Here is a 14,278-nt window from a genome sequence, read left to right on the forward strand (position 1 = left end):
CCATGTCTCGCTCTGTTTGGAAGGGTCCTTTCGTCGATGCTTACGTGCTGAAAAAAGCCGAAGCAGCGCGCGAGTCGGGCCGCAACGAAGTCATCAAGATCTGGTCGCGTCGTTCCACCATCCTGCCCCAGTTCGTGGGTCTGACCTTTGGTGTGTACAACGGCCAGAAGCATATCCCGGTAAACGTCTCGGAAGACATGATCGGTCAGAAGTTCGGTGAATATTCGCCGACACGGACCTATTATGGCCACGCCGCAGACAAAAAAGCGAAGCGGAAGTAAGTCATGGGCAAGGAAAAGAACCCCCGCCGCGTGGCTGAAAACGAAGCAATGGCGAAAACGCGCATGCTTCGCACCAGCCCGCAGAAACTGAACCTGGTAGCGCAAATGATCCGCGGCAAGAAAGTCGAGAAGGCCCTGACCGACCTGACTTTCTCGAACAAGCGCGTCGCGCAGGACGTCAAGAAGTGCCTGCAGTCCGCAATCGCGAATGCCGAAAACAACCACAACCTGGACGTTGACGAGCTGATCGTCGCCGAAGCCTGGGTTGGCAAGAACCTGGTCATGAAGCGCGGTCGCCCGCGTGCGCGTGGCCGTTTCGGCAAGATCATGAAGCCGTTCTCGGAGATCACCATCAAGGTGCGTCAAGTTGAGGAGCAAGCCTAATGGGACATAAAGTCAATCCGATCGGCATGCGCCTTCAGGTCAACCGCACCTGGGACAGCCGCTGGTACGCAGATACCAAGGACTACGGTGATCTTCTGCTGGAAGACCTCAAGATCCGTGAGTTCATCCAGAAAGAGTGCAAGCAGGCCGGTGTTGCCCGTGTGATCATCGAACGTCCGCACAAGAAGTGCCGCGTTACGATCCACACCGCACGTCCGGGTGTCATCATCGGCAAGAAAGGTGCGGACATCGAAGTCCTGCGCAAGAAGCTGGCTGCGATGACCGACAGCGAACTGCACCTGAACATCGTCGAAGTGCGCAAGCCCGAGCTTGACGGTCAGCTGGTTGCCGAGTCGATCGCTCAGCAGCTGGAACGCCGTGTTTCGTTCCGCCGCGCGATGAAGCGTGCCGTACAGAACGCCATGCGCATGGGCGCCCTGGGTATCCGGGTGAACGTCGCTGGCCGTCTGGGTGGTGCCGAAATCGCACGGACCGAATGGTACCGCGAAGGCCGTGTGCCGCTGCACACGCTGCGCGCCGACATCGATTACGCACATGCCGAAGCGATGACCCCCTACGGGATCATCGGGATCAAGGTCTGGATCTTCAAAGGGGAGATCATGGAGCACGATCCGCAGGCACGTGACCGTAAAGCACAGGAACTCCAGGACGGCCCTGCACCTCGTGGTGCTGGTGGCGGTCGTCGCTAAGGAGGGAAAGATATGCTTCAACCAAAGCGTACAAAATTCCGCAAGTTGCACAAAGGCCGGATCAAGGGCGAAGCCAAGGGCGGCTCTGATCTGAACTTTGGCACCTACGGCCTGAAAGCGATTGAGCCTGAGCGTGTAACCGCACGCCAGATCGAGGCTGCACGTCGTGCCATGACGCGTCACATGAAGCGTCAGGGCCGTGTCTGGATCCGCATCTTCCCCGACACTCCGGTCACGGCAAAGCCGATCGAAGTTCGTATGGGTAAAGGTAAGGGTTCGGTCGACCGCTGGGTTTGCAAGGTCAAGCCCGGTCGCGTGATGTTCGAGATCGACGGCGTCAATGACGACATCGCCCGCGAGGCCCTGCGCCTGGCTGCGATGAAGCTGCCGATCAAGACCCGCGTCGTGGTTCGCGAAGACTGGTAAGCGATCCGGGGGCACCCCCGCTCGTGACAAGATTGACCCCCGTTGGAACACCGGCGGGGGTTTTTCTTTAGGGGGCTCTGCCCCCGCCGCGCGTGCCGCGCGCCTCCCCCGGGATATTTTGGGCCAGATGAAGCAGGGGATCCGTTCTTCATCTGGCTGCAAATATCCCGGAGCGCGAGGCAGAGCCTCGCAAAACAGCCATCGCCTTCACCGCGCGGCTGGTTTAAGACAGCGCCATGCCACAGATTGAATCACTCTTCGTCACCCGCCTCTATCGTGCCTCTTTGTCCGAGTTCGGTCCCCCGATCGATGCGGAGGAGTTGGAAAGCTCGTGCCTTGTCATCGCCGAGGATGACGAGGCCGGTCAGGACTGGTGCGAAGAAAACGGCTATCCCGGTTACACCAGCTATGCTTCGCTGACCGACCTGCCCTGGCGGTTTCCGATATTCGCCGATCTGGTCAAAGCGCTGGACAGCCATGTGGCGGCTTTTGCCAAGGATCTGGAGTTTGATCTGGGTGAGGGTGAGCTGAAGCTGGAAGACCTGTGGATCAACATCCTGCCCGAGGGTGGCATGCATTCCAGCCATCTGCACCCGCACAGTGTGATTTCCGGCACCACCTATGTGGCGATGCCCGAAGGCGCGAGCGCGCTGAAGCTGGAAGACCCCCGCTCAGGCCGCATGATGGCCGCGCCGACGCGGCTGAAAGGCGGGCGACGCGATTTGCAGCCCTTCATCTATGTGAAGCCGCAGGTGGGCGATGTTCTGCTGTGGGAAAGCTGGCTGCGCCACGAGGTGCCGATGAACATGGCCGAGGAAGAGCGGATTTCAGTGAGTTTCAACTATAAGTGGGAGTGAGCATCAGCTCATTGCACGGTAGTTGTTCAGTGTAGCGTTTGCGAGACGAACGGGCGGCCCCCTACCAATCACGATTCACAAAGAGTTTTCGATAACACTTGCAATATGTGCCGACATGGACCATGTGAGACACGCTTACGTTTTTCTTTTTCGACCACTGTCTCCCGATATTCGGCGTTCAGTCTCTCGATCCAGACCGACCACGCCGCGCTGTCGCAATTCCGCGGACAGCAATTATTTGGAGAATACGGATATGGCCAATGGCACCGTAAAATGGTTCAACACAACTAAAGGTTTTGGCTTCATCGCACCGGAGACCGGTGGCAAAGACGTGTTTGTACACATCTCTGCTGTCGAACGCTCGGGTCTGACCGGTCTGGCCGACAACCAGAAAGTAACATTCGACATCGAGCCCGGCCGTGACGGCCGCGAGTCGGCTGTGAACATCGCTCTGGCGTAAGTCGCCCAGACTTAGACAGTTGCAGACGCGGTCTCGTGCAAACGGGGCCGCGTTTTTCGTAAAAGCGAATTTGAGCCATCTGATCTCAATCATTCCATTGGGTTCAGACACACGATAGAATCCAAGCTATGCACCCGCCCGTCATGTTGAGGTGTATTGTTCAGGCTTTGGTCAGGCATTTACGATGCAAGCCCTATTCTCATTCGTTCTGGTTGCGACAATTGCCTGCACGACAAGTGCTGTGGGGCAAGTTGCGAACCCGCACCGCATCTACGAAGACAGCTGTGCCGGATGCCACGCCCCCCATTCCGGTGATTTCGTTTGGGATGAGCTTGGTGTGTCAGATGGTGTGCTGGTCGGAGCCCGGTCCGGACGGGCGGTCGAAAATTACTTGCGCTCCGGTCATGGCGGGGTGACTACGGACAAGGCCGAGGTACTGCTTGCTCATTTCCGGATTATCCGGGACTCGGGCGGTGTCTTCATCGAGAAATGCCGTATTTGCCATGTGACCGCCGTGGAGCTTGTGCGAAACAATCTGATCCTTGACGAAGGGAAGCTGACGGGGCGATATACCGGGCGTGACATCGGAGCGTTCCTGGACGGTCATGGCCGTCTTTCGCCGGAAGAGGTTTCCGAGATGCTGTCCGTATTGACCAGAGTGGCAAATAGCCAGGGTCTGACACGGTGACACAAGCGGGTTTTTGATTTCGGGAAATTCCCTGTTCCCGCATGGCAAACTTTCCCTTGCCACCCCACCCCTAACCCCCTATAGAGCGGCATCTTGCGGTCTCCCGGCGTTGTCGGGCGATTCGTATGTCTATCATTCATCCACCAGGTCAAAGGTGACCCGAGTACGGGGCCTTCTGGTGTTTTGAGCAAAGGAAAAGGCGATGAACGCCCAAGAACTGCGTGACAAGACCCCTGATCAGCTCCGCGAGGAACTGGTCAACCTGAAGAAAGAAAGCTTTAACCTGCGCTTTCAACAGGCAACCGGTCAGCTGGAAAACACTGCTGGCATCAAAGCGGCCCGCCGCAACGCTGCCCGCGTCAAAACCATCCTGAACGAAAAGGCCGCTGCTGCGGCATCCGAGGAGTAATCAGATGCCCAAGCGTATCCTGCAAGGCACCGTGACCAGCGACGCCAACGAACAGACCATCACCGTGCTGGTCGAGCGCCGTTTCAAGCACCCGCTGCTGCACAAAACCGTTCGTAAGTCCAAGAAATACCGGGCTCATGACGAAAAGAACGCCTTCAAGGTCGGCGACTCTGTACGCATCATCGAATGCGCGCCGAAATCGAAGACGAAACGTTGGGAAGTTCTGGAAGCGTAAGCTTCCGGGATTTTTCATTTGTCGAAACCCTGGGGGATTTAATCAGACCAGCCCCCACAGGTCGGGAGAAACCACATGATCCAGATGCAGACCAATCTGGATGTCGCTGACAACTCTGGCGCACGCCGAGTTCAGTGCATCAAGGTCCTGGGTGGTTCCAAGCGTAAATACGCCTCCGTTGGCGACATCATTGTCGTCTCGGTGAAGGAAGCCATCCCGCGCGGCCGCGTAAAGAAAGGTGACGTCCGTAAGGCCGTCGTCGTACGCACCGCCAAGGAAGTCCGTCGCGAAGACGGCACCGCGATCCGTTTCGATCGCAACGCCGCCGTCATCCTGAACAACAACAACGAGCCCGTAGGTACCCGTATCTTTGGCCCCGTTGTTCGTGAACTGCGCGCGAAGAACTTCATGAAAATCATCTCGCTGGCTCCGGAGGTGCTGTAATCATGGCTGCTAAACTCCGCAAAGGCGACAAGGTCGTCGTGCTGTCCGGCAAGGACAAGGGCAAAGAGGGAACTATCACCTCGGTTGACCCCAAAGCCGGCAAAGCTGTGGTCGATGGCATCAACATCGCCATCCGCCACACCCGCCAGTCGCAAACCTCGCAAGGCGGCCGCCTGCCCAAAGCTCTGCCGGTCGATCTTTCGAACCTGGCACTGCTGGACAAGAACGGCAAAGCAACCCGCGTTGGCTTCCGCGTGGAAGGCGACAAGAAAGTTCGCTTCGCCAAGACCACAGGGGACGTGATCGATGCTTGATAACGCAACCTACACCCCGCGTCTGAAAGCGCAGTACGCCGAGACCATCCGTGCCGCTCTGAAAGAAGAGTTCGGCTACAAGAACGACATGCAGCTGCCCAAGCTGGAAAAAATCGTTCTGAACATCGGCTGTGGTGCCGAGGCCGTCAAAGACTCGAAGAAAGCGAAAGCTGCTGTCGAGGATCTGACTGCAATTGCCGGTCAACAGGCCGTTTCAACCAAGGCGAAGAAGTCGATCGCGGGTTTCCGCGTCCGGGAAGACATGCCGCTGGGTGCGAAAGTGACCCTGCGCGGTGACCGGATGTACGAATTCCTGGATCGTCTGATCACGATCGCAATGCCGCGTATTCGTGACTTCCGCGGTGTTAAGCCTTCTTTCGACGGTCGTGGCAACTTTGCCATGGGCATGAAAGAGCACATCGTGTTCCCGGAAATCGACTTCGACAAGGTCGACGAGGTCTGGGGCCTGGATATCGTAATTGCCACCACAGCGAAAACCGACGCTGAAGCAAAGGCATTGTTGAAAGCATTCAACATGCCGTTCAACGCGTAAGCGCCGGGAGGATTGAGACATGGCTAAAAAAGCAATGATCGAACGCGAAAAGAAGCGCGAACGCCTGGTGGCCAAATATGCCGCAAAGCGTGCCGAGCTGAAAGAAATCGCGAATGACGAGAGCAAGCCGATGGAAGAGCGTTTCAAAGCGCGTCTGAAACTGGCGAAACTGCCGCGCAACAGCTCGGCTACCCGTCTGCACAACCGTTGTCAGCTGACCGGTCGTCCCCACGCTTACTACCGTAAGCTGAAGGTCAGCCGTATCATGCTGCGCGAGCTGGGTTCTGCTGGTCAGATCCCCGGCATGGTGAAATCGAGCTGGTAAGGGAGACATAGATATGAATGATCCTATCGGCGATATGCTCACCCGTATCCGCAACGCGCAAATGCGCGGCAAATCCACCGTATCCACTCCGGCGTCAAAGCTGCGTGTTTGGGTTCTGGACGTGCTGGCGGACGAAGGCTACATCCGTGGCTATGAAAAGACGACCGGCGAAAACGGTCATCCGGCCATCGAAATCAGCCTGAAATACTACGAAGGCACCCCTGTCATTCGCGAACTGAAGCGGGTTTCGAAACCCGGTCGCCGCGTATACATGGGCGTCAATGACATCCCGCAGGTCCGTCAGGGTCTGGGCGTGTCGATTGTCAGCACTCCGAAAGGTGTGATGTCGGACGCAAACGCTCGCTCCAACAATGTTGGCGGCGAAGTGCTCTGCACCGTCTTCTAAGGAGGTCTGCAATGTCTCGTATTGGTAAAAAACCGGTCGAGCTGCCCAGCGGCGTAACCGCCTCTGTGTCGGGTCAGACCATCGAAGTCAAAGGTCCGAAAGGCACCCGCAGCTTCACCGCCACCGACGACGTGACGCTGTCGGTTGAAGACAACGTGGTCAAGATCGACCCTCGCGGCATGTCCAAGCGTGCCCGCCAGCAGTGGGGCATGAGCCGCACCATGGTTGCCAACCTGGTAACCGGTGTGACTGAAGGCTTCAAAAAAGAGCTGGAGATCCAGGGTGTTGGTTACCGGGCGCAGATGCAGGGCAACACCCTGAAGCTGAACCTGGGCTATAGCCACGATGTTGATTTCACGGCTCCGGAAGGTGTCACCATCACCGCACCGAAGCAGACCGAAATCGTTGTGGAAGGTATCGACCAGCAGCTGGTGGGCGAAACCGCGGCCAAAATCCGCGAGTGGCGCCGCCCCGAGCCGTACAAAGGCAAGGGCATCCGCTATAAGGGCGAGTTCATCTTCCGCAAGGAAGGCAAGAAGAAGTAAGGACGCAGACAATGGCAAACAGCAAAAGAACCCTGTTTCTGAAGCGCCGCCTGCGCGTTCGGAACAAACTTCGCAAGGTCAACGCGGGTCGTCCGCGCCTGTCCGTACACCGTTCGAACAAGAACATCTCTGTTCAGCTGATCGACGACGTACGTGGCGTGACCCTGGCCTCGGCCTCGACCCTGGAAAAAGATCTGGGTGTTGTTGGCAAGAACAACGTCGAAGCGGCGACGAAAGTCGGCGCGGCCATCGCCGAGCGTGCCAAGAAGGCAGGCGTCGAAGAGGCCTATTTCGATCGTGGCGGCTTCCTGTTCCACGGCAAAGTGAAGGCTGTCGCCGACGCTGCGCGTGAAGGTGGCCTGAAGATCTGATGGTGTGCCGGGCTGAAGCCCGGCCTACCGGATACGACGCCGTAGGCCGGGCTTCAGCCCGGCACCGGCACTTTGAAGGCGGGTCCGCCCGCCTCGATGATCGGGGAGCCCCAGAATGTCATTCACGGGTTCACTTCGATTGAGTAATTGGCGCCGCAAGCGCCTCTAGAGGAAAAGGGATGCCAAATGGCAGAACGTGAAAACCGTCGGGGCCGTGGCCGCGACCGTGAAGAAACACCGGAATTTGCAGATCGCCTGGTCGCAATCAACCGCGTGTCGAAAACCGTAAAAGGTGGTAAGCGCTTTGGCTTCGCCGCTCTGGTGGTTGTCGGCGATCAGAAAGGCCGCGTCGGCTTTGGCAAGGGTAAAGCGAAAGAAGTACCTGAGGCCATCCGCAAGGCGACTGAGCAAGCCAAGCGTCAGATGATCCGCGTGCAGCTGCGCGAAGGTCGGACCCTGCACCACGACATCGAGGGCCGTCACGGCGCCGGTAAAGTGGTTATGCGCGCCGCGCCTGAAGGTACCGGTATCATCGCCGGTGGTCCGATGCGTGCCGTGTTCGAAATGCTGGGCGTCAAGGACGTTGTGTCCAAGTCGCTGGGCTCGCAGAACCCGTACAACATGATCCGCGCCACCATCGACGGCCTGCAGAAAGAGCAGAGCCCGCGTTCGGTTGCCGCACGTCGTGGCAAAAAGGTTGCTGACATCCTGCCCAAGCGGGACGAAGCACCGGCTGCTGCTGAAGCAGAAGCAGAAGCATAAGGAGAGCACGTCATGGCAAAAACCATCGTCGTCAAACAGGTCGGTTCGCCGATCCGTCGCCCCGCCGAACAGCGCGCAACCCTGATCGGCCTGGGCCTGAACAAGATGCACAGAACCCGTGAGCTGGAGGATACTCCTTCGGTGCGCGGCATGATCCGCAAGATCCCGCATCTGGTTGAGATCGTCGAAGAACGCGGCTAAGCCCGCCTTCATCGGAAAGAACAAAAACGCCTCCGGTAAATTCGGGGGCGTTTATTGTTGGCACTTCAGCTTCTTGGGGATTCCTTCCTCCAACCCGGATTTCTGGAGCGCCATGTTCAGATTGATCTGTATCAATGACCAATTGGATTATGATGGGCTATCCAGCGTGTTTCACGCAGGAGGTTCTTGAAGTGAGTGCGGATAAGACAGGACGGATCGTTTGGCATGACCTCTTTACGCCTGATCTGAACGCTTCCGAGGCTTTCTATGGCCGTGTAGCATCGTGGGATTTCATTAAGGAAAGCACAGAAGACTATGTCTGGGGCCGGGGAAAGGGGGAATTCACTCTTGCTCTTTTGAATGGGGAAGCCGGAAGTGGATTTACCAAGACTCCAGCGGGCTTTGATGCCGGCTGGCTTCCCTATTTCGAGGTTCCCGATGTTGACAAGTATTCAAAGCGTGCCGAGAAGCTGGGCGCACATATCATTCGGCGCCCCTTTGATGTGCCCGGCGTCGGTCGAAACTGCCTATTGTTGGACCCCTTGGGAGCCAGGTTTGGCATTTCCGTTTCACAACACGATTACCCGATACCTACACAACAGTTCACAACAGAGGTTTATCTGAGCGAAGGCCCAGAGTTTCCAGTTGAATTCTACCAATCGTTGTTTGATCGAACATCTTCGAAAACGGATGGCCCAGGCGCGGCCGGGCCAGGTCCGTGGCTTACACATATTCCTGTGGTTGCTTCACCAGATATAAAGATACGTGAAAGATGCGCCTGGCTACCCGGAATTAAGGTCACCGCTATCGAGGATGCGGTACGTGATGCTTTGACGCTTGGAGCGTCCGAAGTGCGTGTTCGATCACGGCAAAGCGCGCAGCATGCACCGCGTGTGTTTCGTGATCCGACGGGACTTTATTTTGCATTTCAGCAGGTGGGTCCGGTATTGGGAACAAACTGAAAGTCGCTGCAAACCGCAGATGGCCATCGAGTCAATCCGCAGGTCAACTGCAAAATCCATGCCAATAGGAACAGGAACCAGGCTACGAGCAATCCAACCAGCGAAAGTTATTCGCCGCATGCATACCGGCTAGACCAAAATCTGCGTTGTTAGCGATAGCAAACGCTCCTATCTCTGCCTTGTCCAATGAAGGAACTCAAAAGGAAACGTCAGGGAATACGCCCTGATACGAGAAAGGAATACAGAGATGACAACTGCGACACTGACCCATACCGGCTTCAACTTCGGCACCCGGATCGCTGACATGATCACACGGATCAAAACAGCCCGCGCTCGTGCTGCTGAGTATCAGCGCACCTATACCGAGTTGCAGCGTCTGAGCAACCGTGAGCTGGACGATATCGGCATCCGCCGCTGCGACATCGCAGATATCGCGCACCGGCACGTATATTGCTCATAACCACGCACACAATTAAAACGACCCAAAGGCGCCTTAACGGCGCCTTTTCTATATCCGTTGCAGGCTCTGCCCCGCTTGCAGGCCGCTCAGAGGCCGCCAGAGGGTGCGATGGCTGTTGAGGCGGCCAATGAGCCCGAAACGTCAGAACCGCCCTGAGGCGACCGCTGGAGGGCGTGTGACCGCCCTGCCCTGACGCGCGTCCCCAGCTTCGACGCCTGAAACGAAATCGGCCCCGGCGGAGTGATCCACCGGGGCCGTAAAGTGTCGCTAAAAGCCTCGGATCAGAGACCGGTGCTTACGTCGATTGTGTTACCCTCTTCCAGGGTCACATATGCTTTCTTGACGTCCTTCCGACGGCCCAGCTGGCCGCGGAACCGCTTGACCTTGCCTTTGGTCACGGTGGTGTTCACCGCCTTGACCTTCACACCAAACAGCGCCTCAACGGCCTCTTTGATCTGCGGCTTGTTGCTTTCGATCGCCACTTCAAAGACAACCGCGCCATTTTCGGACGCCATGGTCGACTTTTCGGTGATGATCGGCTTGCGGATCACGTCGTAGTGTTCTGCCTTCGCGCTCATTTCAGACGAGCCTCCAGTGCTTCGACAGCCGCTTTGGTGAGCACCAGGGTGTCACGCTTGAGGATGTCATAAACGTTTGCACCCATCGACGGCAGGATATCCAGACCTTCGATGTTGCGCGACGCCTTCAGGAACCCTTCGTTCACGGTCGCGCCGTCGATGACCAGAGCGCGTTTCCAGCCCAGGTTTGCAACCTGTTTGGCCAGAGCGGCGGTCTTGCCTTCGGCTTCGGCGTTCTCGATCACAACCAGCTCACCTGCTTTGGCTTTTGCCGACAGAGCGTGGCGCAGGCCAAGCTTGCGGAACTTTTTCGGCAGGTCGTGGCCGTGCGAACGAGGGGTCGGGCCCTTGTACACACCACCCTTGCGGAAGATCGGCGCGTTGCGGTCACCATGGCGTGCGCCACCGGTGCCCTTCTGGCGATAGATCTTCTTGGTCGAGTAGCTGGTTTCCGAGCGGGTCTTGACCTTGTGGGTGCCGGCCTGCGCGTTGTTGCGCTGCCAACGGACCACACGGTGCAGGATGTCCGCGCGCGGCTCGAGGCCGAACAGGTCTGCATCCAGCTCGATGTCGCCGGCCTTGCCGCCGTCCAGTTTGATTACATCAAGTTTCATGCTTCACCACCTTCCGCGGATACTTCTTCCGCAGGTGCTTCGGTTGCAGCCGATTTCACAGCAGCCGGGAAAGGCAGGCCTTCCGGTGCTTTCTTCTTCACGGCGTCCTTGACGGTGACCCAGCCCGATTTCGGTCCGGGAACGGCGCCTTTGATGAAGACCAGACCACGGTCGGCGTCGGTTTTGACAACCTCGAGGTTCTGGGTGGTAACACGGGCAGCACCCATGTGACCGGCCATCTTCTTGCCTTTGAACACCTTGCCCGGATCCTGACACTGACCGGTCGAGCCGTGCGAACGGTGGCTGATCGACACACCGTGCGAGGCGCGCAGACCACCGAAGTTGTGGCGCTTCATCGCACCGGCAAAGCCTTTACCGATCGAGGTGCCCGACACGTCTACCTTCTGACCAGCCAGGAAGTGCTCGGCCGAGATTTCGGCTCCCACTTCGATCAGGCCATCTTCGGAGACGCGGAACTCGGCCAGCTTGCGCTTGGGCTCGACCTTGGCAGCGGCGTAGTGGCCGCGCATGGCCTTCGAGGTGCGTTTTGCCTTGGCAGCACCAGCGCCCAGCTGAACGGCGGTGTAGCCGTCTTTTTCAGCGGTCCGCTGTGCAACAACCTGCAGGTTGTCCAGGTGAAGAACGGTCACAGGGATCTGCTTGCCGTCTTCCATGAACAGGCGGGTCATGCCAACTTTTTTTGCGATAATACCAGAGCGCATAATCTATACCCTCCGATCTTACGACTGCAGCTTGATCTCGACATCCACACCAGCAGCCAGGTCGAGCTTCATCAGCGCGTCCACAGTCTGGGGGGTCGGATCAACGATGTCGAGCAGACGCTTGTGCGTGCGGATCTCGAACTGGTCGCGGGATTTCTTGTCAACGTGAGGGCCACGGAGAACCGTGAACTTCTCGATCTTGTTCGGCAGCGGGATCGGGCCGCGCACATTCGCGCCGGTCCGCTTGGCAGTGTTGACGATCTCTTGCGTGCTGGCATCCAGAACGCGATAGTCAAATGCCTTCAGCCGAATACGGATATTTTGGCTTTGCATAATAACAGCCTTTTATCAGGCGTTGAGGTTGAGAGGAGGACAGACGCGCATCGCCAACCCTCATCGAACCCAAAAGGCGGGAATCATCCCGCCTTGATGTTCTTGTTGAGAACCTGCGCGTATTAGTGGGGTTGGCGGGGTTTGACAAGGGGCAAACGTCACAAAGAACACCGTTTTATTCGCCGCCAGACACGCCATTGGTTAGCCATGCGTCTTCTACCTTCATCCCTTGGTAAACCGCATGCAGATACAGATGGGCAATCACAGGATCATTTGAGAACGGCGAGTAATCCAATTTGCCCTCTCGGACACCCACTTCGGCTTCATAAACAATCTCGTCGCCCTTCACGGTTACAAGCACTTCTAGTTCCGCCAGTGTTTCTGGGTCAACGGATGTGGGGTCGTCTGACAGGATCACGAAATCCGCAACTTTGCCAACCTCAATGGACCCCTTTTCATCTTCCTCGAAATGCTGCCAAGCGGGCCAGATTGTCATGGCTTTCAAGGCAGTCATAACATCGACCCTTTGATGCGGCCCCAAAATATCTCCAGAGCGTGTGCGTCTAGTAACCGTCGCAGCAAGAACACGCATGCTATCTGGAAAGGCCACCGGGGCATCGTGGTGTGTACCAAACATCATGTCCCGCTCGAGCAGCCATCCTGTGGGTGAGATATTGTCTGCATTGACCGGCCCAACGGTGTGATCACGATGCCAATCCCCCCAGTAAAACGTGTGCATCGGGAAAAGCGATGGGAATACGCCGAGGCGTTTAAAACTCGCAACCTGATCCTCTCTTAGAAACTGACCGTGGATCAGAACCGGACGATTCCCCGGGTCGCCATACTTCATCTGTGCCTCTTCGAGAGCTGCTATCAGCATGTCAGAAGCCCCTTCCCCGTTAGAGTGCACAAGGATTTGGAACCCATTTTCGTAACACCAATTAACGGCGTCCTGTAGCTGCTCCATCGTAATAGCAGCATACCCTGCATAACCGGCGGAGTAGCTTCCGACTGGATCATAATAGGGCCGATCCCTCAAAGCCGTGAAACCCTGAGGCGAGCCGTCAATCGTTAGCTTGCAGCCCCCGACCCGAACCCGGTCGTCGTAGTTCTTGGAGGTGTTTGCACCTATATATTCCCTGGCCTCAAGAACATCCGGGAAGGCTACCACGTCAATTGGGAGCCCATCTTCGGCGGCAACTTTCTTGAGAACGTCAACAATTTCTCCTGAGGTTCGGCCTTCTTGTCCGGTCGTGTATCCAAACTGTGCCCAAAGTTCGGTTCCAGCTTTGGCAAATGCCGCCAGGCCTTCTTCACCCAGATTTCCTAACATGGGCACAAGGACCGAAAAGAACGCATACTCTTCCAGAACACCGTTTGGCTCACCGGCGTCATCGCGTTGAATCACTCCGCCCGGAGGGGCTTTTGAAGCGGCTGTGATGCCTGCCAACTCTAGAGCTTTCGAGTTTGCTACTCCCAAATGCCCGGACTGATGAACGATAACGACCGGCAAGTCCTCAGACACAATGTCCAGTTCTTGTCGCGTAGGGTGGCGCAGTTCCTTTAATTGAGCATTGTCGTAACCAAAGCCGATGATCATTTTGACCTGTTCAACGGCTTGCGCATTTTCGTCGGCCCAGTCAGTCAACGTGGCTTGCAGACTGGCGATATCAACGACTTTCCCATCAGGCGGCGCAAGAAGGTTGGCGGACAATGCCTGCAACCCCCCCATGACCACATGACCGTGGCTATCTACAAAACCCGGAAGCATCGCGCGGCCTTCCAGGTCAAACGTTTCGGTTTCTTCACCGCGATGCATCGACAAATCAGACAACGACCCCACAGCAAGAACGCGTCCGTCTTTGACTGCGACCGCTTCAGCGGACGGAGCCTTATCGTTCATCGTTAACACAGGCCCTCCGAGATAAATCCTGTCCGCGATCTGCTGTGCGGACGCTGAAGTGGATAAATAAACAAGTGCAGCAACTAGACCAACTGAACGCGCCAATAAGTGCATGCTGTGACCTCTTTCTAATTGTGATGCCTCAATATGAGAGAAGTAGCATTACAATCAGCTTAGGCAAAAACGAAAAAAGGGCGTCCCGAGGGAAGCCCTTTTCGTTGGTTCATTCGCTTGTGCGAATTATTCAGTAATCTTCGACACGACGCCGGCGCCGACGGTGCGGCCGCCTTCGCGGATGGCGAAGCGCAGGCCCTGCTCCATGGCGATCGGTGCGA

Annotated in this window: 26 protein-coding genes; 20 read left to right on the plus strand and 6 right to left on the minus strand. The window is 57.0% G+C overall.

What is annotated here, in order from left to right; translation table 11 throughout:
- The first annotated feature begins 2 nt into the window (after nucleotides 1-2).
- From rpsS to ACR0BK_RS12345, 20 genes are all read left to right on the plus strand, one after another.
- Nucleotides 3-281, plus strand: a complete 279-nt coding sequence (rpsS, locus tag ACR0BK_RS12250) for a 30S ribosomal protein S19 (RefSeq protein WP_005980699.1) — start codon at nucleotides 3-5, stop codon at nucleotides 279-281.
- Nucleotides 282-284: 3 nt separating this feature from the next.
- Complete coding sequence (gene rplV, locus ACR0BK_RS12255) at nucleotides 285-665, plus strand: 50S ribosomal protein L22 (RefSeq protein ID WP_039538267.1); 381 nt, start codon at nucleotides 285-287, stop codon at nucleotides 663-665.
- A complete protein-coding gene (gene rpsC / locus ACR0BK_RS12260) occupies nucleotides 665-1,375 on the plus strand; it encodes a 30S ribosomal protein S3 (protein WP_209505853.1) in 711 nt (236 codons plus the stop codon). The genes rplV and rpsC overlap by 1 nt, the downstream gene beginning before the upstream one ends.
- Nucleotides 1,376-1,387: 12 nt before the next feature.
- Nucleotides 1,388-1,801 carry a 50S ribosomal protein L16 gene (gene rplP / locus ACR0BK_RS12265; RefSeq protein WP_267364819.1) on the plus strand — a complete coding sequence of 138 codons (414 nt, stop codon included), beginning with the start codon at nucleotides 1,388-1,390 and terminating at the stop codon, nucleotides 1,799-1,801.
- Nucleotides 1,802-2,037: 236 nt separating this feature from the next.
- On the plus strand, nucleotides 2,038-2,658 hold the full coding sequence (locus ACR0BK_RS12270) for a 2OG-Fe(II) oxygenase family protein (RefSeq protein WP_480496041.1): 621 nt from the start codon (nucleotides 2,038-2,040) through the stop codon (nucleotides 2,656-2,658).
- A gap of 253 nt (nucleotides 2,659-2,911) precedes the next feature.
- Nucleotides 2,912-3,118: a cold-shock protein gene (locus ACR0BK_RS12275; RefSeq protein WP_480474053.1), complete on the plus strand. Its 207-nt coding sequence runs from the start codon at nucleotides 2,912-2,914 to the stop codon at nucleotides 3,116-3,118.
- A 184-nt stretch (nucleotides 3,119-3,302) separates the two neighbouring features.
- Complete coding sequence (locus ACR0BK_RS12280; RefSeq protein ID WP_480554839.1) at nucleotides 3,303-3,806, plus strand: hypothetical protein; 504 nt, start codon at nucleotides 3,303-3,305, stop codon at nucleotides 3,804-3,806.
- A gap of 202 nt (nucleotides 3,807-4,008) precedes the next feature.
- Nucleotides 4,009-4,215, plus strand: a complete 207-nt coding sequence (gene rpmC / locus ACR0BK_RS12285) for a 50S ribosomal protein L29 (protein WP_209505847.1) — start codon at nucleotides 4,009-4,011, stop codon at nucleotides 4,213-4,215.
- A 4-nt stretch (nucleotides 4,216-4,219) separates the two neighbouring features.
- Nucleotides 4,220-4,450, plus strand: a complete 231-nt coding sequence (gene rpsQ, locus ACR0BK_RS12290; protein WP_209505845.1) for a 30S ribosomal protein S17 — start codon at nucleotides 4,220-4,222, stop codon at nucleotides 4,448-4,450.
- Nucleotides 4,451-4,525: 75 nt separating this feature from the next.
- Nucleotides 4,526-4,894, plus strand: a complete 369-nt coding sequence (rplN, locus tag ACR0BK_RS12295) for a 50S ribosomal protein L14 (protein ID WP_005621870.1) — start codon at nucleotides 4,526-4,528, stop codon at nucleotides 4,892-4,894.
- A gap of 2 nt (nucleotides 4,895-4,896) precedes the next feature.
- On the plus strand, nucleotides 4,897-5,208 hold the full coding sequence (rplX, locus tag ACR0BK_RS12300) for a 50S ribosomal protein L24 (protein ID WP_480484776.1): 312 nt from the start codon (nucleotides 4,897-4,899) through the stop codon (nucleotides 5,206-5,208).
- The gene (rplE, locus tag ACR0BK_RS12305) at nucleotides 5,201-5,761 is read left to right on the plus strand and encodes a 50S ribosomal protein L5 (protein ID WP_480484777.1); all 561 of its coding nucleotides are present in this window, start codon (nucleotides 5,201-5,203) and stop codon (nucleotides 5,759-5,761) included. Before rplX ends, rplE begins: the two co-directional genes overlap by 8 nt.
- A 19-nt stretch (nucleotides 5,762-5,780) precedes the next feature.
- Complete coding sequence (gene rpsN / locus ACR0BK_RS12310) at nucleotides 5,781-6,086, plus strand: 30S ribosomal protein S14 (RefSeq protein ID WP_142639784.1); 306 nt, start codon at nucleotides 5,781-5,783, stop codon at nucleotides 6,084-6,086.
- Between the two features lie 13 nt (nucleotides 6,087-6,099).
- The gene (gene rpsH / locus ACR0BK_RS12315) at nucleotides 6,100-6,492 is read left to right on the plus strand and encodes a 30S ribosomal protein S8 (protein WP_209505841.1); all 393 of its coding nucleotides are present in this window, start codon (nucleotides 6,100-6,102) and stop codon (nucleotides 6,490-6,492) included.
- Between the two features lie 11 nt (nucleotides 6,493-6,503).
- Entirely contained in the window at nucleotides 6,504-7,037 is a 534-nt protein-coding gene (rplF, locus tag ACR0BK_RS12320) for a 50S ribosomal protein L6 (RefSeq protein WP_039523384.1), read from the plus strand.
- Nucleotides 7,038-7,048: 11 nt separating this feature from the next.
- Nucleotides 7,049-7,408, plus strand: coding sequence for a 50S ribosomal protein L18 (gene rplR, locus ACR0BK_RS12325; protein ID WP_010437103.1), 360 nt, complete (start codon nucleotides 7,049-7,051; stop codon nucleotides 7,406-7,408).
- Between the two features lie 186 nt (nucleotides 7,409-7,594).
- Entirely contained in the window at nucleotides 7,595-8,170 is a 576-nt protein-coding gene (rpsE, locus tag ACR0BK_RS12330) for a 30S ribosomal protein S5 (protein WP_480554841.1), read from the plus strand.
- Between the two features lie 12 nt (nucleotides 8,171-8,182).
- Nucleotides 8,183-8,371, plus strand: a complete 189-nt coding sequence (rpmD, locus tag ACR0BK_RS12335; protein ID WP_480496045.1) for a 50S ribosomal protein L30 — start codon at nucleotides 8,183-8,185, stop codon at nucleotides 8,369-8,371.
- Between the two features lie 134 nt (nucleotides 8,372-8,505).
- A complete protein-coding gene (locus ACR0BK_RS12340) occupies nucleotides 8,506-9,333 on the plus strand; it encodes a VOC family protein (RefSeq protein ID WP_480554842.1) in 828 nt (275 codons plus the stop codon).
- A 247-nt stretch (nucleotides 9,334-9,580) separates the two neighbouring features.
- Nucleotides 9,581-9,793 carry a DUF1127 domain-containing protein gene (locus ACR0BK_RS12345; RefSeq protein WP_209505835.1) on the plus strand — a complete coding sequence of 71 codons (213 nt, stop codon included), beginning with the start codon at nucleotides 9,581-9,583 and terminating at the stop codon, nucleotides 9,791-9,793.
- Between the two features lie 281 nt (nucleotides 9,794-10,074).
- Here ACR0BK_RS12345 and ACR0BK_RS12350 read toward each other — a convergent pair whose 3' ends face one another.
- The 6 genes from ACR0BK_RS12350 to ACR0BK_RS12375 all read right to left on the minus strand — a co-directional run.
- Nucleotides 10,075-10,371, minus strand: coding sequence for a 50S ribosomal protein L23 (locus ACR0BK_RS12350; protein WP_170609990.1), 297 nt, complete (start codon nucleotides 10,369-10,371; stop codon nucleotides 10,075-10,077).
- Nucleotides 10,368-10,985, minus strand: a complete 618-nt coding sequence (rplD, locus tag ACR0BK_RS12355; protein ID WP_480474058.1) for a 50S ribosomal protein L4 — start codon at nucleotides 10,983-10,985, stop codon at nucleotides 10,368-10,370. The genes ACR0BK_RS12350 and rplD overlap by 4 nt, the downstream gene beginning before the upstream one ends.
- On the minus strand, nucleotides 10,982-11,707 hold the full coding sequence (gene rplC, locus ACR0BK_RS12360; RefSeq protein WP_171638102.1) for a 50S ribosomal protein L3: 726 nt from the start codon (nucleotides 11,705-11,707) through the stop codon (nucleotides 10,982-10,984). Before rplC ends, rplD begins: the two co-directional genes overlap by 4 nt.
- A gap of 18 nt (nucleotides 11,708-11,725) precedes the next feature.
- On the minus strand, nucleotides 11,726-12,040 hold the full coding sequence (gene rpsJ / locus ACR0BK_RS12365; RefSeq protein WP_008756422.1) for a 30S ribosomal protein S10: 315 nt from the start codon (nucleotides 12,038-12,040) through the stop codon (nucleotides 11,726-11,728).
- Between the two features lie 175 nt (nucleotides 12,041-12,215).
- The gene (locus ACR0BK_RS12370; protein WP_480554843.1) at nucleotides 12,216-13,943 is read right to left on the minus strand and encodes an amidohydrolase; all 1,728 of its coding nucleotides are present in this window, start codon (nucleotides 13,941-13,943) and stop codon (nucleotides 12,216-12,218) included.
- Between the two features lie 240 nt (nucleotides 13,944-14,183).
- Nucleotides 14,184-14,278, minus strand: a 95-nt coding sequence (locus ACR0BK_RS12375; protein ID WP_139204741.1) for an EF-Tu C-terminal domain-related protein, incomplete at its 5' end; no start/stop codon positions are given.

The sequence above is a fragment of the Ruegeria sp. AF1 genome (assembly GCF_056542125.1).